This window comes from Azospirillum baldaniorum (assembly GCF_003119195.2).
GTDB classification, from domain to species: Bacteria; Pseudomonadota; Alphaproteobacteria; order Azospirillales; family Azospirillaceae; genus Azospirillum; species Azospirillum baldaniorum.
The window spans coordinates 268959-294522 of sequence record NZ_CP022260.1; the positions used below are offsets into that span (position 1 = coordinate 268959).

At 65.1% G+C, this 25564-nt stretch carries 21 protein-coding genes and 2 pseudogenes; 18 read left to right on the forward strand and 5 right to left on the reverse strand.

Annotated features, from left to right (window positions below; genetic code table 11):
• Window positions 1–142: 142 nt before the first annotated feature.
• Complete coding sequence (locus tag Sp245p_RS27865) at window positions 143–1150, reverse strand: DUF2950 domain-containing protein (protein ID WP_014242183.1); 1008 nt, start codon at window positions 1148–1150, stop codon at window positions 143–145.
• Window positions 1151–1183: 33 nt separating this feature from the next.
• Window positions 1184–2461: a DUF3300 domain-containing protein gene (locus Sp245p_RS27870; protein ID WP_109139100.1), complete on the reverse strand. Its 1278-nt coding sequence runs from the start codon at window positions 2459–2461 to the stop codon at window positions 1184–1186.
• 682 nt (window positions 2462–3143) lie between these two features.
• On the opposite strand from Sp245p_RS27870, the gene Sp245p_RS27875 reads away from it, so the two are divergent.
• The 10 genes from Sp245p_RS27875 to Sp245p_RS27920 all read left to right on the forward strand — a co-directional run bounded on the left by Sp245p_RS27875 (window position 3144) and on the right by Sp245p_RS27920 (window position 12775).
• Window positions 3144–3983 carry a hypothetical protein gene (locus Sp245p_RS27875; protein ID WP_014242186.1) on the forward strand — a complete coding sequence of 280 codons (840 nt, stop codon included), beginning with the start codon at window positions 3144–3146 and terminating at the stop codon, window positions 3981–3983.
• Window positions 3984–4080: 97 nt separating this feature from the next.
• Window positions 4081–5133, forward strand: coding sequence for a SphA family protein (locus Sp245p_RS27880; RefSeq protein ID WP_014242187.1), 1053 nt, complete (start codon window positions 4081–4083; stop codon window positions 5131–5133).
• 99 nt (window positions 5134–5232) lie between these two features.
• Window positions 5233–6213, forward strand: coding sequence for an HAD family hydrolase (locus tag Sp245p_RS27885; RefSeq protein WP_211101821.1), 981 nt, complete (start codon window positions 5233–5235; stop codon window positions 6211–6213).
• A 35-nt stretch (window positions 6214–6248) separates the two neighbouring features.
• Entirely contained in the window at window positions 6249–7232 is a 984-nt protein-coding gene (locus Sp245p_RS27890; protein ID WP_014242189.1) for an AAA family ATPase, read from the forward strand.
• Between the two features lie 22 nt (window positions 7233–7254).
• Entirely contained in the window at window positions 7255–8256 is a 1002-nt protein-coding gene (locus Sp245p_RS27895; protein WP_014242190.1) for a DUF58 domain-containing protein, read from the forward strand.
• Window positions 8253–8765 (forward strand): DUF4381 domain-containing protein, encoded by a 513-nt coding sequence (locus Sp245p_RS27900; RefSeq protein ID WP_014242191.1) that lies wholly within the window; start codon window positions 8253–8255, stop codon window positions 8763–8765. The genes Sp245p_RS27895 and Sp245p_RS27900 overlap by 4 nt, the downstream gene beginning before the upstream one ends.
• Window positions 8759–9790, forward strand: a complete 1032-nt coding sequence (locus Sp245p_RS27905; RefSeq protein ID WP_052584463.1) for a VWA domain-containing protein — start codon at window positions 8759–8761, stop codon at window positions 9788–9790. Before Sp245p_RS27900 ends, Sp245p_RS27905 begins: the two co-directional genes overlap by 7 nt.
• Window positions 9787–10728 carry a VWA domain-containing protein gene (locus Sp245p_RS27910; protein WP_014242193.1) on the forward strand — a complete coding sequence of 314 codons (942 nt, stop codon included), beginning with the start codon at window positions 9787–9789 and terminating at the stop codon, window positions 10726–10728. The genes Sp245p_RS27905 and Sp245p_RS27910 overlap by 4 nt, the downstream gene beginning before the upstream one ends.
• Window positions 10725–11363, forward strand: coding sequence for a tetratricopeptide repeat protein (locus Sp245p_RS27915; RefSeq protein ID WP_014242194.1), 639 nt, complete (start codon window positions 10725–10727; stop codon window positions 11361–11363). Before Sp245p_RS27910 ends, Sp245p_RS27915 begins: the two co-directional genes overlap by 4 nt.
• A complete protein-coding gene (locus Sp245p_RS27920) occupies window positions 11360–12775 on the forward strand; it encodes a BatD family protein (RefSeq protein WP_014242195.1) in 1416 nt (471 codons plus the stop codon). Before Sp245p_RS27915 ends, Sp245p_RS27920 begins: the two co-directional genes overlap by 4 nt.
• Window positions 12776–12919: 144 nt before the next feature.
• On the opposite strand, the pseudogene Sp245p_RS36595 reads toward Sp245p_RS27920, so the two are convergent.
• A pseudogene (locus Sp245p_RS36595) lies at window positions 12920–13054 on the reverse strand (transposase); the annotation flags it as partial.
• Window positions 13055–13496: 442 nt separating this feature from the next.
• Between Sp245p_RS36595 and Sp245p_RS27930 the strand changes: the two are divergent.
• The 7 genes from Sp245p_RS27930 to Sp245p_RS27955 all read left to right on the forward strand — a co-directional run bounded on the left by Sp245p_RS27930 (window position 13497) and on the right by Sp245p_RS27955 (window position 21967).
• Window positions 13497–15227, forward strand: coding sequence for a methyl-accepting chemotaxis protein (locus Sp245p_RS27930; RefSeq protein WP_129557246.1), 1731 nt, complete (start codon window positions 13497–13499; stop codon window positions 15225–15227).
• Between the two features lie 30 nt (window positions 15228–15257).
• A complete protein-coding gene (locus Sp245p_RS27935) occupies window positions 15258–16958 on the forward strand; it encodes a methyl-accepting chemotaxis protein (protein ID WP_014242199.1) in 1701 nt (566 codons plus the stop codon).
• Between the two features lie 31 nt (window positions 16959–16989).
• On the forward strand, window positions 16990–17514 hold the full coding sequence (locus Sp245p_RS27940; RefSeq protein WP_014242200.1) for a PAS domain-containing protein: 525 nt from the start codon (window positions 16990–16992) through the stop codon (window positions 17512–17514).
• Complete coding sequence (locus Sp245p_RS27945; RefSeq protein WP_014242201.1) at window positions 17489–18796, forward strand: methyl-accepting chemotaxis protein; 1308 nt, start codon at window positions 17489–17491, stop codon at window positions 18794–18796. Before Sp245p_RS27940 ends, Sp245p_RS27945 begins: the two co-directional genes overlap by 26 nt.
• Before the next feature lie 91 nt (window positions 18797–18887).
• Complete coding sequence (locus Sp245p_RS27950) at window positions 18888–20552, forward strand: sensor domain-containing phosphodiesterase (RefSeq protein WP_158310426.1); 1665 nt, start codon at window positions 18888–18890, stop codon at window positions 20550–20552.
• A gap of 61 nt (window positions 20553–20613) precedes the next feature.
• Window positions 20614–20781 carry a hypothetical protein gene (locus Sp245p_RS35210; RefSeq protein WP_158310427.1) on the forward strand — a complete coding sequence of 56 codons (168 nt, stop codon included), beginning with the start codon at window positions 20614–20616 and terminating at the stop codon, window positions 20779–20781.
• A 274-nt stretch (window positions 20782–21055) separates the two neighbouring features.
• On the forward strand, window positions 21056–21967 hold the full coding sequence (locus tag Sp245p_RS27955; RefSeq protein WP_082188283.1) for a LysR family transcriptional regulator: 912 nt from the start codon (window positions 21056–21058) through the stop codon (window positions 21965–21967).
• Between the two features lie 48 nt (window positions 21968–22015).
• On the opposite strand, the gene Sp245p_RS27960 is transcribed toward Sp245p_RS27955, so the two are convergent.
• Together Sp245p_RS27960 and Sp245p_RS27965 are read right to left on the reverse strand one after the other, a co-directional pair.
• Complete coding sequence (locus tag Sp245p_RS27960) at window positions 22016–23188, reverse strand: tyrosine-type recombinase/integrase (protein WP_014242206.1); 1173 nt, start codon at window positions 23186–23188, stop codon at window positions 22016–22018.
• 641 nt (window positions 23189–23829) lie between these two features.
• Window positions 23830–24252: pseudogene (locus Sp245p_RS27965) on the reverse strand (transposase); the annotation flags it as partial.
• A gap of 67 nt (window positions 24253–24319) precedes the next feature.
• Between Sp245p_RS27965 and Sp245p_RS27970 the strand changes: the two are divergent.
• Entirely contained in the window at window positions 24320–25540 is a 1221-nt protein-coding gene (locus tag Sp245p_RS27970) for an IS256 family transposase (protein ID WP_109138360.1), read from the forward strand.
• The last annotated feature ends 24 nt before the right edge of the window (window positions 25541–25564 follow it).

Sequence of the window (25564 nt, forward strand, 5' to 3'; positions counted from 1 at the left end):
GCGGTGGTTGTGTTGCGGCAATCCTCGGCGGGGTAACTTACACGTAACGTTGAAGGGCATTGCGAGCCCCGCTCACCCCCGCAACCTGGTCGGCTCTCGCGTGTGCGGCTGCGGCTTGCTGCATTCCAGCATCGGTGGAGCGTCATCGAGGAGTGACCGGCATCCATCCATCGGATGGATCGTAGGCCCAGATGGACTGCGCAACCGCCACCGTGTCATTCCCCAGATCCTTTTGCAGAACATGGCCGTCCGGGCCGACCTGGAAACTCATGATGCCGTTTTCTCCGTAGTCGGATGGCCAAGCCAGGATGGCGAACCCCTTCTCAAGACGGTCGTCGACCAGATAGCTCATCGCCCCGCCCGGAGCGCCCGGCCCCTGCGCCGTCAGAATGCGGAACCAGTACCCACGGTACGGATCGCCGGGCCGCCGGCCCTCCAGAAAGGCATGCTGCCTTTCGACAAAGGCCGACAACGGGCTCGCGTGCGTGGCCTCGGTTCCGTTTCCAGCGGCTTTGCTATGGCCGGCTTGCGCGGGCCACCACAGCCCATCGGTGCTGCCCGGCGTGCTCTGGATGTAGCGTGCATAGGCGGCTGGGCGGCCTCCCGCTTTCGACCGTTCCATGTAATCCCGCTGAGCCTGGACGAAGGCGTGCAAAGCCGCGATGGCGTCCAGTTCGTCGGCGCCGATCCGGCGCACGAATATCTCTTCTTCGCCGGCGGGCGTGTCGAAGAACCACCGCTGGCCGATGCGCACGAGCGGTATCGGGAAGGGCCAGTTCTGATGCCCAAGAAGAATGCCGGCGACATCGCCTTCTTCCTGCAGGCGCATCCCCTCCTTCGCGCCGCGCGCCGCGCGTTGCCGATCCACGCGGGCACTTGCCGGGTCGGGGCCTTCCACAAGGTCGGCATTGCCTGGGCCGAACATCGCCAACAGGCTTCGCGTGTCGTCCGCGGCAAGGGCGGCCACAAAGGCGTCCGCGGCTTCCCGAGCCGTTGCGAAGCTGCGCTGATCGGCGGACGGTGCAGGTGCTCCCATGGCGGGCGGCGTGGTCTGCGACTGGGCGAAGGCCGCCGCTATGGTGAACATAGCCACGATTGGCGCCAGGATGCCGGCCAGAATTGTTCGTCTCAGGCGGTGCGCTCCAGTCATCGTGATCCTCCGGATGCCGTCGTCGCGAACCGTTCAGCGTCTGTGGAAGCCGCCGTGAAAGCCGCCGCCATGGAAACCGCCGCCATGGAATCCCCCAAATCCTCCCGCCCCCTGGAACCCACCCGCTCCCCCAAGGCTCTGAAGGCCGCGCAGACTCTGATGCTCCGCAAGCGATCCATGTTCGATGTTGGAGAAGGCGTTGTGTCCGCCGGGATTGAAATGCTCCCCAGCCCCGGCAATGCCGCGGTTGGCCAGCGAGGCGGGCGCCCGGTCCAGACCCGCCGCCCCCTGTGGGCGCTGAGAGAATGCCCGCCGTTCAGGCGTTGCGTTGGCCAGTCCGCGGCGAACCTGCTCGGCGTTCAATGGCGCGGCCGCGCGTCCTGCACCGCCCATCCGGTTCACATGGGCCTGCCGTCCCAGCTCGGTGTTGGCGGAATGCCAACGATTTTCGCGATTTTGCGAAATGCCGTCGATCCGTGCGCGGACATTCTGCGTGTTGATGTTGACGTTGCGGTTGATGTTCACATCGCCATGGTAGATGTCGTGATTGTCCCATGACAGGGCGAAGCCCAAGGCCGTACCGAACACCGCCCCGGTGAAGAAAGCCGCCGCAGGGTCGTAATAATACGGATAAGGTGGCGACCAGTAGTAAGGAGGTGGCGCGGTGGGCGGCGTTACATAGACGACCGTCGCGGGGTTGTAGGTCGGCACGTAAATCACCGTGGGGTCAGCCGAGTGCACCACGATGCTTTCCTTCTGCTTGGTCACCGTCTGCTTGTCGTTGGACACCAAATTGCCAGCGGCGTAGGCCTTCTGACGAAAGCCTTGGATCGCATCCATGACCTCGCTCTGCTGCCGCACCACGGCTTCGCCCAGTTGCTGGGTCCAATCGAGGTCGTCGTTCATCACCTTGAGAACATCCGGGTAATTGAGAAGCGCGACGACGCTCGGGTCCCAACTCTTGGGAGGGCCGACCTTCGGATTGCTGCGGCGCTGCTCAAGGAGCCGTTGTGCTTCGACGACTTGAAGGGGTTGGGTGGAGGCGGGAAGCACGATCGCCAGAAGGTCATCCGGGTATAGGGCCACCCGGCTCACCAGCGTCTGAAGCTGTACGCTGCTCAGTTTGGCTGGCTCATTCGGCGGCGATTGTGCCTTGGTGGAAAAAGCGAAGAGAAGCGTAAGCATCAGCGATACGGCGACCATAATCAGTTGGCCGCCGATTGTCAGCCGGCACAGCCAGGTCCAGGCATTCAATGATGCCCCTCCGTACGCATCGGATGAGCGCACGGCGGATAAAGGTACGGGAACCATGGCGCTCTCCTTTTCCGGTCCCAGCCCGCTACAGCGGGCACATGGCGACGCGACGCGCGAGCGCTCACCTGGGAGAGCGGACCTGCGTGGCAGCGGAGCGAAGTAGGCAACCTTTGATGAGTAAGCCGTAACAGAGATGGACCAAACCGTCTTCCCCGAAACAGGTTAGTTACCGTTTCAATTGGGTGGGTGCTGTTTCAGCGTACGGCAAACACGTACAGCAACGGCAATGGAACTTTGCTCGTCATCAGGGCTGCCCCCAGACCACGCATCGCAATGCGCAAACCTACCGAGCCTGCCGGCTCCCACAAACGTTCGCCCCCTCCTGTGCCGACGGGGCCTCTCATAGGTAATAAACGCTCGGCGTTACGGTAAAATGCTTTCTCGTTCAAAAAATTATGCCAGACACCAACCTGAGATGGCGATGCATCAAATTCTCAGTCGGATATCTATTCCAGAAATCAAAAAATTTTCAGAGAAAATGTAGATTGTTCTAGCGGTGTACATTGACCAAGCTGTGTCTCCGTCAATGGGCTATGTTTAAATTAATGGTATGAATTATTGCCCTGAGTTAGCCAAGCTTTTTAGTGAGGTGTGGGCAAAAGGTGAACGGGCCTTAAAGGGCCGTTGCGTGATGCCAATCGGTCAATGCAAGGGGTGGCTCCCTTGTCAGGAGAAGTCAATGGATGACACATCTCGCGGTTCGCTCGGAAGAGTGAGCAGCGTCTTTGTGGTCTTTGCTGCGTATGCCGCTCTCGCATCGACCTCGACGGCACAGGAGGCTGGAAAGCAGCCCAATGCGCCGAACAGCGGACAGAATGAGGCCAACAACCCATTGACTCCCAAGATCACTTTCAATCTTCAGGATTATTACATTCCCTCTTTCATCAGGGGGCCGGATCAGGACGCCAACCAGCTTCTGTTTCGTGGGTTGGTACCGTCCGACCTGTTCGGCGCTCCACAACTTTTCCGGTTCACGTTGCCCATCGCGACCGCTCCGACGCTTCCCGATGGCTCGGAAACGGGCTTGGGTGACTTGACGCTGATGGATCTTTTCATGTTTCCGGGAAAGGACGTTTCATTCGGCCTCGGTCCGATGCTGGTCGCGCCGACCGCCAGCAGCCGGGTGCTTGGCGCTGGAAAATGGCAAGCGGGGGCGGCAGGCGTTGCGGTCGCACCACAGTCGTGGGGGCTGGTCGGCGGTCTGTTGACCTATCAACAATCCTTTGCAGGCGACGACGATCGGGAAGCGGTCAAGTTGCTGACCGTCCAGCCCATACTCTTCTACAATTTGCCGGACGGGTATTATTTGCGGTCCTCCGCCATCTGGAGCTTCGATATCGAGAACGACACACGCTATGCCCCCTTGGGGTTTGGCGTGGGCAAGGTCTGGCAAGTCAGCCGGACCGCATCGGTGAACGCCTATATCGAGCCCCAATACACAGTCCTACACCATGGGGCGGGCATTCCCCGCTGGCAGGTCTTCGCGGGCCTCAATCTTCAGTTCAGCCTGGGACAATGAAGGAGCCACCGGGGTAGGCCATCACCGGATAGGCCATCGGAACAGCGTGACAAGTGGGACCGGCGGATAAGATCTCGAACCTGAACAGGATGGTGCCATGCCTTTCGACGTTGGCGCAGTCGGGCCCGATCCGTGTGGCGACGGGCTGACAAGCCGCCGAAGGACCTCCCTTGGGGTTTCCTTGGGAACGTGGCTGTGCGGAGTCTGGGCCGCTGCGATCGGATGCGGCCTTCCGGTGCAGGAGGCACGCGCGGCCGAGAATGGGACCGGATTCTATCTGCTCGGATCACGCGGGCCGTTGGCCGCGGCCGTTCCGCCGCAAGGCGTCTTTTTCCAGAACGACTTCTACGTCTTCCACGCGGACCGAAGCAGTTCGCGGACGCTTCCGGTGCACGGCAATCTCGCCACGGATTTCCGCTCACGCGCTTACATCGACCTGCCGACGTTCGTATGGTCGACGCCCTGGACGTTGGGCGGTGCCCGGCTCGCCTTTTCCGCGACCATCCCGTTCGGAGGGCCGGACGTATCGGCGAGCGCGGTGGTCGGCCCCTACAGCAGTTCCACCAGCGACAGCGCCTTCACCATCGGCGATCCGGTGTTTTCCGGCATGCTCGGCTGGGAGTCCGGGCGGCTCCGCGCCACGGGCATCGTGTCGGTCAACACGCCCGTCGGCGACTACCGCAAGGGCGCGCTCGCCAACATCTCCTTCAATCGCTGGGCGGCCGACGTCAGCGGCGCGGTCACCTGGCTCGACACGGATCGGGGGCTCGACCTGTCCGGGGTCATCGGCGTGACGTTCAACGGCGAAAACCCGGCGACCGACTACCGGACCGGTACGGAATTGCATCTGGAGTGGGCGGCGTCCCAGTATCTGTCGAAGGACTTCTCGATCGGGATCGTCGGCTACCATTACCAGCAGATCAGCGGCGACAGCGGCTCCGGTGCCGTGCTGGGGGACTTCAAAGGGCGCGTGACTGCGCTCGGCGGCACCGCCGGGTACAATTTCCAGATCGGTAAGGCGCCGGTCTCCACCCGCATCAAGGTCTACCGCGAGTTCGCCGTGGAAAACCGCGTCCCCGGCGGGACGACCGGATTTCTCACCGTCTCCTTGCCGCTGTGGGTGCCGCAACCATCCTCGACACCGCACTGAGCGGCCATGCCGTTTCGGTTGAACAACAGGGGTGCGACCATGCCGTTGTCGAGTTGCCGGATGTCCTGGGTCCGATTGGCCGCTGCCCGATGGGTTGCCATGGCCTGCATCCTGGCGTTGGCCTCCGGCATCCTCGCCGGACCGGGCGGAGCGGCGGAGCGCGATCCGCTGCCTTCGTGGAACGACGGCGCGGCCAAGGCCGCGATCATCGCGTTCGTCGCGCGGGTGACAACCGAGGGCGGTGCGGACTTCGTTCCAACCGACCAGCGCATCGCCACCTTCGACAACGACGGCACGCTGTGGGCGGAGCAACCCGGCTACGTCCAGGCCGCCTTTCTGATGGACCGCCTGAAGGACATGGCGCCGCAGCATCCGGAATGGCGCACCGAACAGCCCTACAAGGCAGCACTGGAAGGCGACCAGAAAGCCGTCGCCGCGGGTGGCATGCGGGCCATCGACAGCTTGGTCATGGCCACGCACGCGGGCATGACCTCGGAGGAGTTCGCGGAGGCCGTCCGGTCCTGGATCACGACGGCCCGGCACCCGCGCTTCGACCGTCCCTACACTGACTTGGCCTACCAGCCGATGATCGAGCTGGTGACCTACCTGAAGGACCAGCGTTTCAAGGTCTACATCGTGTCCGGCGGCGGGGTCGAATTCATGCGCCCGTGGACGGAGGCCATCTACGGCATTCCGCCGGAGCAGGTCGTCGGCTCCAGCATCAAGCTCCGCTACGAGCTGACCGGCGACAGCCCGGCGCTGCGCCGGTTGCCGGAGATCGACTTCATCGACGACGGCCCCGGCAAGCCGGTCGGAATCGCCAAGGCCATCGGGCGCCGGCCGATCTTCGCGGCGGGCAACTCGGACGGCGACCTGCAGATGCTGCAATGGACCACCCTGGCACCGGGACCTCGCTTCGCCCTGCTCGTCCACCACACGGACGCCGAGCGGGAATGGGCCTACGACCGCAACTCGGCGGTCGGAAAGCTGGACAAGGCGCTGGACGAGGCGCCGGGGCGCGGCTGGCTCGTCGTCAACATGAAGGCGGATTGGAAGACCGTCTTTCCCTTTCAGCGGTGAACGTACACCGTGAACAATGGGCGGGGAGCGCCGATATGACGGCACGCGAGTCCATCCTGGAGCTTCAGCGGCGAGTCAACCGGTCCATCATCGGACAGGCACGCGTCGTTGAACGGCTCGTCATCGCGCTTCTCGCGGATGGCAACGTGCTGATGGAGGGCCTGCCCGGCCTTGCCAAGACCCGCGCGATCAAGAGCCTGTCGAAGAGCCTGGAATCCAACTTCAGCCGCATCCAGTTCACCCCGGACCTGCTCCCTTCCGACATCACGGGCGGTGAGATCTACCGCAGTGACGGCGTGGGCGATGCGGCCTTCACCTTCCGCCAGGGCCCGATCTTCGGGAATCTGATCCTCGCCGACGAGATCAACCGGGCGCCGGCCAAGGTGCAGTCCGCCCTGCTGGAGGCAATGGAGGAGCGGCAGGTGACCGTTGCCGGCAAGCGGTACCCGCTGCCCGGCCTGTTCATGGTGCTGGCGACGCAGAATCCCATCGAACAGGAAGGCACTTACCCGCTCCCCGAGGCGCAGATGGACCGCTTCCTCATGCATGTCCGGATCGATTACCCGAGCGATGCCGACGAGGTGGAGGTGCTGCGGCTGGTGCGGCGGGAGCAGGGGGGAGTTCCCGAAGCGGACCGTGCGCCGCAAGAGGAGCGCATCGCCCAACGCTGTGTTTTCGACGCGCGGGCGGAGATTGCCGAGGTGACGACCGCCGAGGCGATCGAAAGCTACATCGTTGCCCTGATCGCGGCGACCCGGCGGCCCGAGGAGTATGGCGACACGCTCAAGACCTGGATCGCGGTGGGCGCCAGTCCGCGCGGCTCGCTGGCGCTCGACCGTTGTTCGCGCGCCCATGCGTGGCTGCAGGGGCGGACCTACGTGGTGCCTGAGGATGTGCAGGCCGTCGCGCACGACTGTCTGCGCCACCGCGTGTCTCTGACCTACGACGCCATCGCCGACGGCGTGACCAGCAATGGGGTGATCGACGAGATCCTGCGGCAGGTTGCCGTCGCGGCCTGAACCGGCGTGCGGAGGACGACGAATGGCGATGGATGAACCGAAGCGTTGGCAACGCAAGGCGCCGTCCAACGGCGCGGCGCGGGCCTATGTCACGCTCGACGCCCTGCAGCGCCTCCGGCATCGGGCGCGCGGCTTCAGCTTCCTGCCGCGGCAGCCGGTCCACAGCATCCTGACCGGACGCCACGCCTCACGGCTGCGCGGGCGCGGGCTGAACTTCGAGGAACTGCGCCGCTACGTCGAAGGCGACGACATCCGGACCATCGACTGGCCCGCCACCGCCCGGCTTGGCAGCCCCTACGTGCGCGTCTACACGGAGGAACGGGACCGGACCGTGCTGCTGCTGGTGGACCAGCGCCTGTCCATGTTCTTCGGCAGCCGGCGGGCCATGAAGTCGGTCGTCGCCGCGGAGGTCGCGGCGCTGTCGGCCTGGCGCGTCACGTCGCTCGGCGACCGCGTCGGAGCCATCGTCTTTTCCGAGGGCGAGGTGGCCGAGATCAGGCCACAGGCACGGAGCGGGGCGGTCCCCGGCCTCCTGGAAGCCGTGGTCCGTCAGAACCGGGCGTTGCGCGCCGACGGAGAAACTTTGGCCGATCCGGGCCTGTTCAACGATGCCCTGCGACGGGCCACCCGCCTGATCCCGCACGACGGCCTGCTGTGCCTCATCACCGACGCCTTCGGCGCTGACGATGAGACCGTCCGGCTCGTCACGCGGATCGCCGCGCACAACGACGTGCTGACGGTGTTCATCCACGACCCGATGGAAGCGGCCTTGCCGGATATGGGCCGGGTGGTCGTCGCGGAGGGGCCGCATCAGATCGAGGTCGACACGGCGGCGCGCGGCTTGCTCGATCGCTTCGCCGCCGGCTTCGCCGAGCGTCGGGCGCGCATCGCCGGCTTCGCGCGCGACCACGCCATTCCGGTTCTGCCCATCGCCACCGACCACGATGTGGTCGATCAACTTCGCGACCTGCTCGGGCACCGCGTGGCGTCTTCCGCAGCGGAGCGGAGAGGAGTGCGCGGATGAGCGACGATCCGGCGAGCCTGTCCAACCTCCGCGACCTTGCGCTCCCCAACCCGGTTCCCTGGTGGCCCCCAGCGCCGGGTTGGTGGATTCTGGCCGCGGGGGTTCTGCTGGCCGGTTTCCTGTTGGCCGTCCACGCCATGGCCCGTTATCGCGCCAACGCTTACCGCCGGGAGGCCCTGCGAGTCCTCGACGCGCTGGAGGGTGACATCGGCAAAGCCGATGCGGCCTTGCTCGCCCAACGCATGGCCTTGCTGCTGAAGCGGGCAGCGCTCGCCGCCTATCCCCGGTCGGAGGTCGCCGGCCTCGACGGAGCCTCGTGGCTCGCCTTTCTCGACCGAACCGCGGGAACCGACCGTTTCACAACGGGGCCGGCGCGGCGTCTTCCCGACCTCGTCTACGGGGCCGCCGAGGGCGGCACGGACGCCCTGCGGGAGATCGCTGCCACGGCCCGCCTGTGGCTCCGGACCCACCGCGCTCCGGCATCAAGACGGAGCGGCTGGCTATGCTGACGTTGGCCTATCCGTGGCTGCTGCTCCTGTTGCCCCTGCCGTGGATCGTCCACCGGATGGTGCCGCCGCGCATCGAACGGCGACCGGCGGTGCGCGTGCCCTTCTTCGCCACCCTGGTCGCGCTCACCGGAGCGGCACCCCAGGGGGGAACCGCCGTTGCCCGGCGGGGCATCTGGCGGACCGCCGTGCTGATCCTGTGCTGGTGCCTGTCGGTCGGCGCCCTGGCGCGTCCACAATGGATCGAGCCGCCGCTGCACCGGGACCAGCCGGCGCGGGACCTCCTGCTGCTGGTCGATCTGTCCGGTTCCATGGAGACGCGCGATTTCACCGACGCCAGCGGAGTGGCGGTGGACCGGCTGACGGCGGTGAAGCAGGTGCTCGACGATTTCCTGTCGCGCCGCGACGGCGACCGGGTCGGCGTGGTGGTCTTCGGCAACGCGCCCTTCACGCTGGTGCCCTTCACCGCCGATCTTGGGCTCTGCCGCCGTCTCGTCCAGGAGATGCAGGTCGGCATGGCCGGTCCACGCACCGTGTTCGGCGACGCCATCGGATTGGGCATCACGCTGTTCGAGCGCTCGACGGTGCCGGCCAAGACGATCATCGCCCTGACCGACGGCAACGACACGGCGAGCCGCGTCCCGCCGGCGGAGGCCGCCCGCGTCGCCAAGGACAAGGCGATCACCATCCACACCATCGCTATCGGCGATCCGACCGCGGTCGGCGAGGACGCGCTCGACGAGAAGGCCCTGCGGGACGTGGCGGACGCAACCGGCGGCGGCTTCTTCCGCGCGCTTGATCGGACCCAGCTCGCTGAGGTTTACCAACGGCTCGACGCCATCGAAACCCGGAAGGTGGACACCGTGTCCGTCCGGCCGAGGACCGACCTGTTCTGGGTGCCGCTGGCGGCGCTCACCATCCTGAGCATGGCGGCCCAGACACTCGGCCTGCTGCCGAGGCTGCGCCGCGGCTCCCCGTCCGGGCGCGCCGATGGCCATTCAGCCGCGACGCCGGGAGTGCGCCCATGACCGATCCGTTGTCCGAGCTGCATGTGCTGCGTCCCTGGTGGTTGCTGCTGCTGATCCCCGCGGTAGCCTTGTGGTGGCTCGACCGCCGGACGGGCGATCCGCTGCGGCCCTGGCGGGCCGCCATGGCTCCGGAACTGCTGGCCCATCTGACCGTCGGCGGCGGAGCCAACCGGCGCTTCGCACCCGGTACGCTTCTGCTGTTCGGGTGGTTCGTGGGGATCGTGGCGATGGCCGGACCGACGTGGCGGCGGGAGCCTTCCTTGTTCGCCGACGCTGCCCCGCCCGCCATGATCGTCCTGCGCGTGACCCCGACCATGACGGCGCCCGACCTGCCGCCAACCCGGCTGGAACGGGCCCGGCAGAAAATCTCCGACCTCCTGGACCGGCGGGAGGGGGCGGCCACCGGCCTCGTCGCCTACAGCGGCTCGGCGCATCTGGTCCTGCCGCCGACGACGGACAAGGACGTGGTTTTGACCATGGCCCGCGCCCTCTCTCCGGAGATCATGCCGCGCGAAGGCGACCAGCTTGCCCAGGCGGTGGCCCTGGCGGCGCGGGTGCTGGCGGAGGGCAAGCGCGGCGGTTCGCTGGTCGTGCTGGCCGATGCGGTGGCGCCCGATCAGGCCAACGCGTTGCGGAGCACGGGCCAGAGCGCCGATCGGCCGCCAACCGTCCTGTGGGCCATGCTGCCTCCGGACCGCGCCGCTCAGGACACCACTTTGCAGAACGCTGCCACCACCTTGGACGCCCGTTTGGTGGAGGTGACCCCCGATCCCACCGACGCCGCATCCGTCGCCCGTCGCCTGGATTCCGCGACCGCCCCGGCGGCCACCGCCCAGGGAGATGAGGCTCGCTGGCAGGACGCGGGATATTGGCTGACCCCCTTGATCGCCGCGCTGGTGCTCGGGTGGTTCCGGCGCGGCTGGAGTCTGGCGGCATGAGGAACGCAGTGGTTGGTCTTCTCGCCATCGTTCTCCTCTCCCTGGCCGGCGCCACGCTGCTCCTCGGCTGGAAGGACTTGTGGGCGACGCCCGACCAGCGTGGCCGCTGGCTTATGGAACGGGGGCGGTACGCCGAGGCCGCCGACGCCTTCATCGATCCGATGTGGCGCGGCGTGGCGCTGATGAAGGCCGGCAACTTCAAGGACGCGGCACCGCAGTTCGCCGGCATCGACACCGCCGAGGCCGCCTACGATCAGGGCAATGCCTTGGTGATGCAGGGAAAATACGACGACGCGGTCGCCCGCTACGACCGGGCGCTCGCCCTCAGGCCCGGCTGGGCGGACGCCGAGGCCAACCGGACGCTCGCCCGTCTGCGCGCCGACCGTGTCCGGGCGAAAGGGGGCGACGACGGCGACACCGAGGATGACCCGGACGACGTCGTCTATGACCGAACCAAGAAGGATGGCGGCAAGGACACGGAGACCTCCGGCGGTGCCCCGATGAGCGACGAGGCGATCCGCGCCCTGTGGCTCAAGCGGGTCCAGACGCAGCCCGCCGATTTCCTGCGGGCGCGCTTCGCCTACCAGCTTCAGGCAGCGCCTGGAGCCGGCACTGCTCCGGGAGGTTCGCCATGAGCCTGGCCCGCAAGCCGCAGCGGTGCGGTTGGGTGGCGGTCTGGCTGGCGATGGTGCTGTCCATCGGCGGCATGACCGCCGGTTCGGCGCGCGCGGAGGAGGGAACGGGCACGCCCCCGGTCGTGGTTCGCACGTCGAGCCGCCCGGACCAGACCGCCATCATCGGGCAGCATGTGCGCGTGTTCGTCGACGTCCTGTTTCTGGATGGGATGGCCCACCCGCCGCGTGTCACGTTGCCGGCCATGGATGCCGCGCAGGTCTTTCGCTTCGAGACCCAAGCGACCTCGCTGAGCGAAGGCATCCGGGGGCGGACCTATGTCGGCCAACGCTTTGAATTCGCCCTGTACGCACGGCGCGGTGGCACCCTGACCATCCCGGCAGCCAATGTCGTGCTTCTCGACCGCGACGGGCATGAAACCGGTGTGGTGTCCGGCACCGCGCTGACGCTGTCCGTCACCGTGCCCCCGGGGGTCGACCCGTCGCAGGCGGTGACCGCGTCTACACGGCTGAGCGCGCACGAGAGCTGGGCGCCGGAACCGGACACAGCGTTCAAGGCCGGTGACGCCCTGGTCCGCACCATCACGCGGGAGGTTGCCGATGTTCCGGGCAGCGCGCTTCCGGACATCCGCTTTTCGGCGCCGGACGGGGTGCGCGTCTATGGGGAGCCAGCCCGGATCGACGACCGGATCGAGCGCGGCGATCTGACCGGGGAGCGCACGGACCGGACAACCTACGTCTTCGAGACGGCAGGGCGCTTCGACCTGCCGGCCGTGTCGCAGACATGGTGGGACCTGGAGTCCGACCGTCTGCGCACCGTCACTTTCCCGGCGGTTCGCGTAACCGTTGCCGCTCCACCGCCATTGGTCATGCCGCCGGGCGGCTCGCCGGATGCTGGTCCAGGACGGATCTGGATGCTGGCGGTGGTTTTCGGTGGGATTATCCTGCTGACCGTCCTCGCCGTTTTGGCAAGGGACCGTCTTGCTCAAGCATGGAAAGCGTGGCGCCTTCGGCGGCAGCAATCGGAACGCAGCATGTTCAATACACTGCTGCGAGCCTGCCGGGGGAACGACCCACGCGCCATCTACACGACCTTCACCCGATGGCGTGATCGGTTGGCCGGACGGTGCCGGCTGGAGGATCACCCGGAAGGGGCGGCCCTCATGCTTGCCGCAAAGGACTTGGAGCATGTCCTGTTTGCTGGCGGCGGTTCGCCGCAAATATGGTCGATGGAGCAAAGCCGGAGTTTGGCGAAGGCCTTGCGGACCCTCCGCCCGGATGTCCTGCAAAGGCTAACCTCGGCAAACACCCGCAACCTTCCACCACTCAATCCTGCCCGCCTCTCGTCCATCCGGCCTCGGCTGCTGACAGCGCGCTTCAAAAGCTTGGTGAAGGAAGCCGCTTGCGGCCCTTGACCTTCCTGGCCGCGTCGAAGCCACGCGCGCCCCCTTTCCCGTGGTTTTAACGCTCTGGGTGTCGAGAATGGCGGCCGAGGGGGTCGGATCGCGGCCCTCCTGCTCGCGCAGCATCACCACCAGATGGTGGCGCAAGGTCTCCCACACGCCGGCTTCCAGGAAGGCGCGGAAGTAGCGGTAGACCGTGGGCCAGGGCGGGAAGGCTGGCGGGGGCGGTAGGGGGCGCCATTGGCAGCCGGTCCGCACCACGTAGAACAAAGACAGCCGGCGCATGTCCGTGCTGCGGGGGGCGTCCGCCGGGCTTGGGCGACGGGATCAGGGGTTCGATCAACCGGTACTGGTCATCGCTCAGCGCTTGGCTGGCGCTGTAATCGCCAACCAACCGGCGTTCCTCGGGCGTCCACATCGGCGGCCTCCGGCAGTGGGGTTCAGCGCGCCATTATCAAAGCCAAAGTCGCCGCTCAACTTGCGATGTGCATCGCCAAGGATGAGCCATCGTTCGGAAGGGTTGGGGTGGATTATTTTGAGAATGAAGAAGCAAAAGTAAAGTTACGTTTATGTATTTTAACCAAACAAGCATATCTTCATAGTTAACAAATATTCACCGCCTCCATAGCTAATCGTCGATTGAATGCAGCGCATTGTTGACTCTCGGTATTTATAGGTTATGTTTGCGCGGAGTTTGGGTTTTTAGCTCATCATCCGTCATCCGCAAAGATTGTTGTTCGAGTCCATCAGAATGCTTCGGAAAGCGCCATTTGCCTCAATGTCCTTGCAGCGGCAGTTCATGGCCCTGATCGGGATCGGCCTGTCGTTGCTGTCGGCTGTCTGCCTGTTTGGCGTCGCCTGGCTCCAGACGGACCAGATGGAGCACAACATGGAAGAGTTTAGCCGCAATGAGTTGGACTCGCTGCACGCGCTCATCGTGAGCGTGATGGCCAAACGCCCGACCGACGCCGAGGATGTCGGGATCGGGGTGTTCAACGACTGGTTCCGCCAGCGCAACACCGACTATCCCGGTCAGATCTGGAGCGCCTGGTCGCCGTCGGTCGCCAGCCACATGGCCGAGGGCTCCCCGAGCACCCCGCCCAAGGAACCGCGCGACGACATCGACCGGGAAGCGCTCCGTTCGGGCAAGCCGGTCGGCCGGTATGTGCGCGACACCTACCGGATGACGCTGCCCATTGTTCTGGGCGAGACGCCGGGCGCCGACCAGGAGGTCTGCTTCACCTGCCACGGCGCGATGGGACTGCGGAAGGGCGACGTCATCGCCGTGCTGTCCAGCCAGCTCGACGTTGGCGCGGAGCAAAGCCGCCTGCGCGACATTCTGCTGAAATTGCTCGGCTGCGGCGTGCTGCTGACCGTGACCAGCATGCTGGTGGTCCGCTGGACCTTGGTGAAGCGCGTCACCGGCCCGGTCGCCACCATCACCCGCTCGATGGAGCGCATGGCCGCCGGGGATTGGGCGGTCGATATCGCGGGCGGGGAGCGCCGCGACGAGGTCGGCGCCATGGCCCGCGCCCTGGCGGTGTTCCGTGGCAATGCGGAGAAGCGGGCTGAACTCGAAGCCGGCCAAGCGGCCCAGGCAGCGGAACGGGAGCGGCGCATGCGTCACATCGAAGAGTTGGTCCACCATTTCGAAGGCACGATCGCCCAGGTCCTCTGCAACCTCTCCTCGTCCACCGAACAATTGGTCGGTACGGCGCGCAGCATGACCGAAACGGCCGATGCCGCCACGCACACGTCCGAGCGGACCGCGGAGGCGGCCGGGACGGCGTGCGGCAGCGTGCAATCGGTCTTCGCGGCCGCGGATCAGTTGGCAAGCTCCATCCACGCCATCGGCGACGAGGTGTCGCGCTCCACCCGGGTGTCGAAGGACGCCGTCGCTTCAGTGGTGCGTTCGACAGAACGGGTCCGCGCGTTGGAGGAAACGGCGCGGCAGGTCGCCGGCATCGTCGATCTCATCTCCAGCATCGCCGGGCAGACCAACCTTCTCGCCCTCAATGCGACCATCGAGGCGTCGCGGGCCGGTGCCGCCGGGCGCGGGTTCGCGGTGGTGGCCTCCGAGGTCAAGGCGCTCGCCGCGCAGACCATGGGGGCGACGCGCGAGATCATGGAGCGCGTCGGCGCCATCACCGAAAGCACCGCCGAAGCCGTTCAGGCGGTGCGGACGGTTGCGGCCACCATCGATTCCATCGACGGCGCTCTGGTGACGATCGCGGAGTCCGTGGAGCAGCAGGACGCCGCCACGCGCGAGATTGCAGCCAACAGCCGGCAAGCTGCGGAAGGCACCGAGACCGTGACGGACAACATCCGCATCGTCGGCTCAAGCATCCATAAGGTCGAGGAGGTCGGCCATACCCTTCAGGCCGTTGTCGGTGATCTCGAGCGGCAGGCAAAAGTCCTCCGCGAGGAGGTCGATCTCTTCCTTTCCGGTATTCGCACCGCATAAGGCCCTTCTTCTCGTTTCGGGACCCAACCCATGCTGAACGTCATTCGAAAAACCCGCCTCGCCAGCCGGATCACGGCAACCACCATCTTTGGTCTTCTGCTCATGTCGGGGACGCTCATTCTGCTGGTGGGCAACGATCTGAACGCCCACCTGTCCAAGCAGGCGAACCAGCGCCTGGACGAAAACGTCTCTGCGATGCGGGAACTGGTGCTGTCGCATGGAGGCGCGCTTCGATCCGAGGAAGGGACCCTCTGGGTCGGTGCCCGCAAGCTCGACGGGCAGAACGCGCTGCTGGACCGATTTGCCGGCGCTGTCGGTGGCGTCGCGACGATCTTTCATGGGGATGTCCGGGTGGCGACGACCATCGTGACGGACGGCAAGCGTGCGACCGGCACGCGACTGGCGCCGGGACCGGCCTACGAGGCGGTGTTCACGCACGGTCGGTCGTATCGTGGCGAGAACACGATTCTCGGCAGGCACTACATGACGGCCTACGATCCGATCCGCGACGATTCCGGCCGCGTCATCGGCATCCTGTTCGTCGGCGTGGAAAAGAGCCAGTTCTATGCGGCCATTGACGCGCTGATCCGGCGGGTGACGCTGGCCGCCTTGCTGGTGACGGCCATCGTCGCGGTCGCCGTGTTCGTTGCGATGCGGGTCACCTTCCGCCCTTTCGACGCGCTCCGCCGGGTCATGCTCGACCTTTCGGAAGGCCGCAAGGTGGCGTCCATCCCCGGACTCGGCCGTGGGGACGAGCTTGGCGACATGGCGCGCACCTTGGAGGGCTTCCGCGAGAACCTTCTTCGGGTGGAGCGGCTGCGGGCCGAGCAGGAGGAGCATGAGCAGCAGGTCGTCATCGAGCGGAAGCGCTCGATGCTCGCGATGGCCGACACCATGGAGCAGCGGGTCAAGGGCATGATCGCCGCCATCGGCCGGCAGATCGAAAGCCTGCACACGGCGTCCGGCGCCATGTCCGCCGAGGCGCAGCAGACCAGCGCCCAGAGCGCGGCCGTTTCCAGCGCCTCGCAGCAGGCCTCGGCCAACGTGCAGACCGTCGCCTCGGCCACCGAAGAGCTGAACGCGGCCAGCCAGGAAATCAGCCAGCAGATCGAGCGGTCGACCGATGTCGCCCGTCTGGCGGCGGACCGGTCCCGCCGCACCGATCAGATCGTCCAGGGGCTGGCGCACGCCGCCGGGCGGATCGGCGAGGTGGTGGACATCATCCGTCAGATCGCCAGCCAGACGAACCTGCTCGCGCTGAACGCCACGATCGAAGCGGCCCGCGCCGGCGAGGCCGGCAAGGGCTTCGCCGTGGTGGCGCACGAGGTGAAGAACCTGTCCAGCCAGACCGCCCGTTCCACCGACGAGATCGCCCAGCAGATTGCGGTGGTGCAGGACGCGACCGAAAAGGCCGTAGCGGCCATCGAGAACATCGTCGGCACCATCCAGGAGGTCCACGAGACCTCCTCGTCCATCGCCGCGGCCATCCATGAGCAGCACGCCGCCATTGCGGAGATCAGCCGCAACGTCCAGCAGACCGCGGCCGGAACCGCGGACATCAACAGGCACATCGCCGACGTCTCCGCGGGCGCACAGGGAACGTTGCAAGCCGCCCACATCGTCACCCTGGCGGCGGACGAGCTGGTCCGGCAGTCCGAAGCCCTGGAACAGCAGGTCGAGGACTTCCTGAGCGAGGTTCGCCAGTCGAACCGCCTGAGCGAGGCAGCGTGAGCAAGGGCACAGCAAGCAAGGATATGGCCCGATGGCAAACAGGCATCACCCGCTGACCGGGTTTGAACGCACCTTCGATCCCGGAGAGCTGATCGTCACGAAAACCGATCTGAAGGGCCGGATCACTTACGCAAACCGGGTTTTCCTGCGCATCTCCGGGTATGACGAACATGAAGTGATCGGAGCGCCGCACAACATCCTGCGCCACCCGGACATGCCGGCCTGCGTGTTCAAGCTTTTGTGGGACACCATCGGTGCCGGCCGGGAAATCTTCGCCTATGTCGACAACCGTGCGAAGACCGGCGACCATTACTGGGTGTTCGCCCACGTAACACCGAGCTTCGACGAAAACGGCACAGCCATCGGCTATCACTCGAACCGGCGCGTTCCTCGCCGTGACGCCGTCGAAACGATCCGGCCGCTGTACGCGCAACTCCTGGCCGAGGAGCGACGCCACGCAAACCCCAAGGCCGCCATGGTCGCCTCCACCGCTCTGTTGAGCGACCTCCTCAAGCGGAATGGCACAACCTATGATAAATTTATCTTCGCTTTATAGGTCGGGCATCCTCACCGCCGGCTCGGCCGCCCTGCTGTTGGGCTCGGTCCTGTGGGAAGCCACGACGGGCGGAGCGGCGCTGCCGATGGCCGTGGTCACGCTGCCGGCGGGGGCGGCATTGCTCGCCGCCTTCTTCTTCCAATGGCGGGTGGGGGAGGCGATCAAGAGGGCGACCGAGGTGTGCCGCCAGGGGGCTTCCGGACGGTTCGAGGCCCGCCTTGTCCGCATGCGCGAGAGCGGAGAGGTCGGGGCTCTGTTCGATGCCATCAACGACCTCCTCGACCCGGTGGACGCGTTCGTCCGTGAGGCGACCGCCTCCCTGGACGTCGTCGCCAGGGGCGAGTTCAGCCGTTGTCTGGTCGAAACCGGCCTGCACGGCGCCTTCGCGCGGGCGGCCGGGGCGATCAACCGCTCCTCCGCGCACATGGCCGCCCGGATGGCCGATCTGGAGCGCAGGACCGCCGATTTCGAGAACCGCACGCTCGCCATCGCCACGACGATGGCCGACGCGGCGGCGTCGCTGCGCGCGGACGCGGCCATTCTGGCGGAAAGCTCCGAAGGGACCGTAGCGATCGTGTCGGACGTCGGCGCTGCCGGCCGGGCCACGTCCGATGTGGTTCGCCGGGCGCTGGAAACCCTGTCCGCCTTCGCCGAACGGGTGACGGAGGTCGAGCGCCATTCCGCCGTGTCCGCGGCGCAGATCGTGCGGACGGTCGCGCAGGCTCGCGAAACGGATGAGCGCATGAACACGCTGGCGACGGCGGCCCACCGCATCGACGACGTCATCGTCGTCATCGAGACGGTGGCCAAGCAGACCAACCTGCTGGCGCTGAACGCCACCATCGAGGCGGCCCGCGCCGGCGAGGCCGGAAAAGGCTTCGCGGTCGTTGCCGGCGAGGTCAAGCACCTCGCCAACCGGACGGCCGAGGCGACCGGTGAGATCACCAGGGAAGTCGCGCACATGCAGCAAGCCACGGCGGCCGCCGTCACAGCCATCCAGGGCATCATCGCGATGGTCGGGAGCCTGGACGGGCTGGCCAAGTCCACGGCGACCGAGATGCGGACCCAGAAGGAAGGCCTGAGCCATGTGTCCACAATGCTGGCGGACGCGGTCTCCACGGCGGACACGGCCGTGTCGCAGGTGTCCGGGATCGCGATGGCCGCCAGCGACACGGAACGCAAAGCCGGCGCGGTGCTCGACGCGGCGGATCGCATGCGCACCGAAGCCTGCGCCTTGCGCAGGGAAGTCGACGCTTTCCTGACGGCGGTGCGCTCCACATGATTTCGAGGACGGCGACGACAACCGGTGGCGCCCGTGGCGCCGCCTGCGACCCCGCGGCGGGTGTCCGCTTCAGCGGTTGAAGGGCATGACCATGGCAGACCAAACTCAGAAACCATCCGACTCCCAGACCGTGCTCGGCCGCGACCGTTTCGTGGCCTTTGCCTTCGCGTCGGCCCATCTCCTGTTGGAGACCGATAATGAGGGCCGCATCGTCTTTGCGGCGGGCGCGCGATGCGGACTGACGGACCGGCGCGCCGAGGACTTGGTCGGCTGTTCCCTGTTCGACCTTTTGCCGCCTGGGGAGCACACCTTCTTCCGCATGCTGCTGACGCGGCTGATCGACTCCGGAAAGCTCGACCCCACCCATGTCTTCCTGAAGACCGTCGCCGGGCAACCCTTTGCGATGCTGATGGGCGGATGCCGCCTGCCGAATTACGCGGATCGCTGCTTTCTGGGGTTCTCGATTGCCGCGCGGGTGTCAGGGCGGACCGTCGGCCGCTGCCTGTCCGACCTGAAATCCTTCGCAGAGAGCTTGGAAAGCCGCCTGTGCGCGGCGGGCGCGACCGAGCGGGGCCAGCGGCTGTCCCTGCTGGACATCGTCGGGCTTGCCGATCGGGACAACGCTCCTGAAATGCGCAACTCCCTGGAGGCTTATCTGCTTTCCGTTTCGACGGACGGGGACGCGGCGGTCCGCCTCAACGACGAGCGCTACGCCGTTCTCCACCGCGACGACCTGACGCGCGAGGAGATCATTCTCGACATCGGCCGCCTGCTGGCCCGACACGGTGCGGACGAACTGCGCGATGCCCTGCATGTCTGGCAAATCCCCGTGCAGGGTGGCGAAATGCCGATGTCCGATGTCGCGCGGGCTCTGTCCTACACCCTGCATAAGTTCGCCGCCGAGGAACCCGGGGCTTTCGGCATCGCCGACATCAACGAGGCGGTGGTGGACATGCTCCACAACACGGTCGGCCGGGTTGCCCAGGTCCGGCGCATCCTGGAACAGCGTGACTTCCATCTGGCGTTCCAGCCCATCGTGAGTCTGGCGACGGGGAAGCTGCACCATGTCGAAGCCCTGATCCGGGTCGGCGATTGCGGCTCCCCCGCCGAGTTCATCGCCTTCGCCGAACGGATCGGGCTGATCTGCGATCTGGACCTTCTGGTCTGCCAAGCCGCCCTCGACGTGCTGAAGCAGGCGGAAGACCAGGGGCGTGCCGTGCCGGACATCGCCATCAACCTTTCGGCCGTGTCCCTGGCCAGCCCGCTGATCATCGAGCAACTTCAGGCGCTGCTCCGGCCACACCAGGGGCTCACCCGCAAGCTGCTGGTCGAGGTGACCGAGACGGCCACGGTCAACGACTTCCAAGGTTTGAACCGGGTTCTGGGGCACCTGCGCAAGCTCGGCCTGCGGATCTGCCTGGACGATGTCGGCAGCGGCACGACATCGTTCATGTCGCTCAACGAGCTGCGCGTGGATTACGCCAAGCTGGACGGCCGGATCGTGCAAGGGGCGCTGACCAACGGCCGTGATCTGACCATTCTGCGGTCCATCGTCGAGATTGCCCGCCATCTCGGCACCGACCTCGTTGCGGAGCAGATCGAAACCGAGGAGCAGCTTCGATACCTGCGCAAGCTCGGGGTCCGCTACGGACAGGGCTACTTGTTCGGGAAGCCGTCGCCCGTCCTGCCCGGCTTTGACCTCGCAGCCCCCAGTCGGCCGTCGCGGAGAACCGGAGAGCGCGTGTCCTGGGAGTGAGTGAATGAGCGCCTGTCGTTCGGATGCGGCATGTCCTTCAGCGTACGTGGGAGGGGGGCTCATGGTCAGGATCGAGCTTCATATCGGGTCGTTTTCGGAGGATTGCTTTTACGCCATGGGGGAAATGCCGTTTTTGGACATGAAGGAACCGCTGGGACACCAAGGCGGCCTCTCCCATGCCGTCGCTCGGTTCAGCTTTGAAACATGGGAACATTTTTTGGCGAACTGAAGAAGGTGGCCCCAATGTTTGCTGCGGAACTCCGGTCCATGCGGGAGGCGGAGCGTAGGGCTTTCTTTGACAATCCCTCAGGGAAGGCTGTCTTGCGCATTCTTTGGAGGCATACGGATTTCGGCATGAGTTGCCGCGGCTGATGGGCCAGTCATATATTATAATGAATATTGAATATTTCTTCCATTCATGGACTGTTTTGCCATACATGGAAAGTCTATATTGATAGTATCAAATATTATTTTATTTGTTCTTTCTAAGTGTGGGGTTGGCAATGGAATTGCGGCAATTGCGTTATTTAAATATTCTGGCTGAAGCTGGCAGCTTTCATCGTGCTGCCCATTGGCTCGGCCTACGTCAACCAGCGCTCAGCCAGTCGATCCGAGCATTGGAAATGGATATTGGTGTGCAACTGGTGACACGTACCAGTTCAGGCAGCCGCTTGACGGCCGCCGGCAGCGCCTTCTTGAGCGAAGCACAACGCATTCTTGCTGCTTTGGATGCGGCGGCCGTCATTGCTCGGACCACAGCAAGCAGAGGAAGCGCACCGATGCGTCTCGGTATAGCCGCTGACGCTGCCACAGGATGGATGGCAAAGACGCTTCAAGCATTCCTACACGGAGATCCGGAATATGGTTTGGTTGTCTATGGTGGCTCCCTCCAAAATCTTCTGGCCATGCTCGATAACGGGCATTTAGATTTATGTCTAATCCCGTTTTTAGATCCTGTTGGCAATGCAACGACTGAGCCGTTATGGCGAGAAGATGTTCATCTTGCATTGCCGGCTACTCATCCGTTGGCGGCGGAGCCGTCCGTCGATGTTCGTCGCCTGGCTGACGAACTTCTACTCGTCGGATCCGTGGAGTACGATAGTATGGCAGCCAGATTGCTGCTTGATGCTTGCTATTCAGTAGGTGTCAAGCCGCGCATCACCACAGCTCTTCCCCACCAGGAAGTTCGGCTGGCGTTGGTGGCGGCTGGCTTTGGCATCGCTGTGCTGCCTGCTTCCAACCAATCCCTTGTAACTGCGATCGGAATCACCAGTCGTCCGTTGACGCCACCGCTGGTTATGACTATCGCCGCTGTTTGGCCGGCAACTGGTCTAGTTCCATCTGCTCAACATTTTATTAAGGTCGCACGTTCGTTCGAAACAGGTCCTAGGATTGATGGGGGTGCAGGGTTGTGAATGAGGGCGCTTTATTCTCATGATGGTGCTCAGGATTGACTGATTCAATTAGCTTTGATGTGTGGCCATTCTGAGAGGGTGGGCGAGGGCGCTTGCGATAGCATCCGCTACTTTGTCGGCTGCAGCTTTGATCGGATCGGTCTTCAGGTGAGCATACCGGGCGGTCGTCTGAACCTGGGTATGTCCCAGCAGGCGGCCGATCATCGGCAGGTCCTCGCCGAGTTGTAGCGCGTCGGAGGCGAAAGAATGCCGCAGGTCGTGGATGCGCACATCCTCCAGCTTGGCGCGCTTGCGCAGCCGGCGCCAGGGACGCTGCATATCGGTCAGATGCTGGCCTTCTATTCGGCCGGTGATGACATAGGGGTTGTCTGTCACCTTGGGGATGTCCTTGAGCACCTCGACGGCGGCTTTCCCGATCGTCACCAGTTTTGCCCCGGTCTTGGAGTCAGGCAACCGGAGCACACCGGCGTTGAGATCGACGTAGTCCCATTTGAGCGTCTGGATCTCGCTGAGGCGGCAGCCTGTCAGAAGGAGAAGGTGGATGCAGTTGACCGCTTCCGGTTCGGAAGTGGATTTGCGCAGCACCTTGCCAAGGCGGGCGAGTTCATCCGGTGTGAGGTAGCGTTCGCGCTTGACCTCCTTGTAGCGCTTCACCTTCCAGCACGGATTGACGCCATCGGTCCGGACGCCCCAGGTGTGGGCAACGGTGAACATGACGGAGAGAACGCCCAGGGTGCGGTTGGCCTGATAAGGGGTAGCTTTCAGGGATTGGTGAAGCTCGACCACCTCGGCGCGGCTCACATCGATGATGCGGTGGCTGCCGAGCTTGGGGTTGATGAACAGTTCGATGGAGCGTTTGTATTCGGCCCGGGTCGTCGGCTTGCAGTGGGAGGCGACGTGGTCCTCCAGGAAGCGCTTGCCGAATTCCTTCATGGTGGGGGATGCCTTGCGCCGGTCGCGCTCGGACGCTGGGTCGCTGCCGCGCCGCACATCGGACAGGTGCTTCATGGCCTCGGTCCGGGCGACGTCGGGCGTCAGGACGCCGTGGGGGCCGATGTTGACGCGGCGCAGGCGGCCGCCGGCCCGAAACTGGGCCAGATACATCTTCCGGCCGGAGGGATAGATGCGCAGTCCGAAGCCCTTCAGCTCTTCGTCCCAAAGGAAGAATTCCTGCTCGCCGGGGACGGCGGCATCGACGGACCGTTTCGTGATCTTGGTCATGGAGCACCCCACGAGCGCCGGAATCTCCGGAATCAAATCGGAATCACTTGGGAGGAAATGAGAGCGTCTCCGATGAAGCTGTAGCGTAGTTTGCCTTCCAAAAAAACGTCAATAGTAACAGAGTATTATAGCGCAATCGGATGTTCTGTCGTGGTGCCGGAAATGTGTGAGGAGGGGCTTGAAAACGAACTCATAACCTGAAGGTCGCAGGTTCAAATCCTGCCCCCGCAACCAACTTTACTGGCTCGGCAAGGCCGGCCCCGGAGACGGGGCCGGCCTTTCGCGTTTCCAGGCCACGGATCCGGGCAAGGCCCCTCATCGAGCCGCTTCCCACGCTGCGCAGCCCGCGACGCGACAGGGGCTGGCTCCGGAACGCCTCTCCGATCCGAAGCCGGATTCCGTTCCTTGCCAGCGGTAGCGCAGACCGGCGCTCAGCGTGTGGCCGGTGGCGTCCCTGCGCAGGTCGGCATTACAGCTGAGTACCTCGATAAACCGCCCTTACGAGTGGGTTCATGCCGATAAGAGGCCGTGCGGGTGGAAAACGGCGTATTTCAGGGGATGAACTCTCGGTTTTTGCGGAAAAGCCCGAAATATGCAGCGTTTTCGACGCTATATGAGCGCAGTTCGCCCCTCAGGCCAGATCAGGCGACGGAAATTGAGGAGAGGTTGGCGAGGCCGATCTTCACCGTCGCGCGGGCGAGGCCGGTGGTGCGGATGAATAGCCTTATGCGCGCCTTCTGTTCGGCGACGACATGCTCGACGGCCAAGCGTACCGCTGATCGGGCACGGTTGGCACGCTGGTGCGGCCCCGGCATCGGGCGGCCCTTCGGCTTGCGGAAATGCACCATGCTGCGGCGACCCGCCGCCGTGATGGCCGCCTCATTGGCTTTCGAGCGGTAGGAACTGTCTGCCCACACCCGGCGGTCGAAGGCGTACCGGTTGAGCAGACCCGGCAACTGGGCGCCATCGTGCCGCGCCGCGTTGGTGACGATGAAGCGCCGAATCAGGCGAAACCACCGGTCGATGGTGATGTGCGACTTGTAGCCAAAGGCCGGGATCAGCAGCCACTACACGGGAGTGTCCGGAATTTCGTGCTCGGCGGGGTTATCCTGAAGCGAAAGGAGCCCCTGCATGGCACGACGCAAAGAGCCGGTCATCCCGGACGCAATCCTCGACCAGCTGTTGGCCGGTGCTGACGCCAAGACGGCGTTCGATCCGAACGGCCTGCTCGACCAATTGAAGAAGGCGCTGACGGAGCGGGCGCTGAAGGCGGAGTTGGATCATCACCTGGCCGGTGACGAGAGTGGCAACCGGCGCAACGGCTACGGCCGCAAGACGGTGCTGACCGAGCGTGGGTCGATGGACCTGTCCATTCCACGCGACCGGACGGGCACGTTCGACCCGGCGCTGATCGCCAAGTACCAACGGCGCTTCCCCGGCTTCGACGAGAAGATCATCTCGATGTACGCGCGAGGCATGTCGACGCGGGAGATCACCGGGCATCTGCGGGAACTCTATGGCATCGAGGTCTCGGCCGACCTGATCTCCACGGTGACGGACGCGGTGATCGAGGAGGTGACGACGTGGCAGAACCGGCCCCTGGAGGCGATCTACCCGCTGGTGTTCCTGGATGCCATCCGGGTCAAGATCCGGGACGAAGGCCTGGTGCGCAACAAGGCCATCCATGTGGCCATCGGCGTGCGCGCCGACGGCGCCAAGGAGGTGCTGGGCCTGTGGATCGAGCAGAACGAAGGCGCCAAGTTCTGGCTGCGCGTGCTGAACGAGCTGAGGAACCGGGGCGTCGAGGACATCCTGCTGGCCGTGGTCGACGGGCTGAAGGGCTTTCCCGAGGCGATCGCCGCCGCCTATCCCGAAACCATCGTCCAGACCTGCATCGTCCACCTGTTGCGCCACAGCATGGAGTTCGCGTCCTGGAAGGAGCGCAAGACCATCGCCGCCGCGCTGAAGACGGTCTACGACGCCGTCGACGACAAGGCCGCCGAGGCGGCCCTGACCGCCTTCGAGGACGGACCCTGGGGTGAAAAGTACGCGGCCATCGGCAAGGCGTGGCGACGGGCGTGGCAGGAGGTCATTCCCTTCTTCGCCTTCCCCCGCGAGGTCCGGCGCATCCTCTACACCACCAATGCCATCGAGGCTTTGAACTCGAAGCTGCGCCGGGCGGTGCGCGCCAGGGGCCACTTCCCCAATGACGAGGCGGCCCTGAAGCTCCTGTTTCTCGTCTTGAACCGCGCCGAGAAAGACTGGAAGATGCCGCCGCGCGAATGGACGGCCGCCAAGGCGCAGATGGCCGTCATCTTCGGCGAGCGGTTCGCAAAGGCGATGAACGCCTGATACTCAACCCGCCCCGCCGAGCAC

Coding starts and splice junctions, on each gene's coding strand:
- Sp245p_RS27870 (WP_109139100.1), bottom strand. CDS start 2,461: ATGGTTCCCGTACCTTTATCCGCCGTGCGCTCATCCGATGCGTACGGA.
- Sp245p_RS27920 (WP_014242195.1), top strand. CDS start 11,360: ATGAGCCTGGCCCGCAAGCCGCAGCGGTGCGGTTGGGTGGCGGTCTGG.
- Sp245p_RS27865 (WP_014242183.1), bottom strand. CDS start 1,150: ATGACTGGAGCGCACCGCCTGAGACGAACAATTCTGGCCGGCATCCTG.
- Sp245p_RS27955 (WP_082188283.1), top strand. CDS start 21,056: ATGGAATTGCGGCAATTGCGTTATTTAAATATTCTGGCTGAAGCTGGC.
- Sp245p_RS27895 (WP_014242190.1), top strand. CDS start 7,255: ATGGCGATGGATGAACCGAAGCGTTGGCAACGCAAGGCGCCGTCCAAC.
- Sp245p_RS27905 (WP_052584463.1), top strand. CDS start 8,759: ATGCTGACGTTGGCCTATCCGTGGCTGCTGCTCCTGTTGCCCCTGCCG.
- Sp245p_RS35210 (WP_158310427.1), top strand. CDS start 20,614: ATGGTCAGGATCGAGCTTCATATCGGGTCGTTTTCGGAGGATTGCTTT.
- Sp245p_RS27935 (WP_014242199.1), top strand. CDS start 15,258: ATGCTGAACGTCATTCGAAAAACCCGCCTCGCCAGCCGGATCACGGCA.
- Sp245p_RS27910 (WP_014242193.1), top strand. CDS start 9,787: ATGACCGATCCGTTGTCCGAGCTGCATGTGCTGCGTCCCTGGTGGTTG.
- Sp245p_RS27960 (WP_014242206.1), bottom strand. CDS start 23,188: ATGACCAAGATCACGAAACGGTCCGTCGATGCCGCCGTCCCCGGCGAG.
- Sp245p_RS27875 (WP_014242186.1), top strand. CDS start 3,144: ATGGATGACACATCTCGCGGTTCGCTCGGAAGAGTGAGCAGCGTCTTT.
- Sp245p_RS27890 (WP_014242189.1), top strand. CDS start 6,249: ATGACGGCACGCGAGTCCATCCTGGAGCTTCAGCGGCGAGTCAACCGG.
- Sp245p_RS27945 (WP_014242201.1), top strand. CDS start 17,489: ATGATAAATTTATCTTCGCTTTATAGGTCGGGCATCCTCACCGCCGGC.
- Sp245p_RS27880 (WP_014242187.1), top strand. CDS start 4,081: ATGCCTTTCGACGTTGGCGCAGTCGGGCCCGATCCGTGTGGCGACGGG.
- Sp245p_RS27950 (WP_158310426.1), top strand. CDS start 18,888: ATGGCAGACCAAACTCAGAAACCATCCGACTCCCAGACCGTGCTCGGC.
- Sp245p_RS27940 (WP_014242200.1), top strand. CDS start 16,990: ATGGCAAACAGGCATCACCCGCTGACCGGGTTTGAACGCACCTTCGAT.
- Sp245p_RS27900 (WP_014242191.1), top strand. CDS start 8,253: ATGAGCGACGATCCGGCGAGCCTGTCCAACCTCCGCGACCTTGCGCTC.
- Sp245p_RS27915 (WP_014242194.1), top strand. CDS start 10,725: ATGAGGAACGCAGTGGTTGGTCTTCTCGCCATCGTTCTCCTCTCCCTG.
- Sp245p_RS27885 (WP_211101821.1), top strand. CDS start 5,233: ATGGCCTGCATCCTGGCGTTGGCCTCCGGCATCCTCGCCGGACCGGGC.
- Sp245p_RS27970 (WP_109138360.1), top strand. CDS start 24,320: ATGGCACGACGCAAAGAGCCGGTCATCCCGGACGCAATCCTCGACCAG.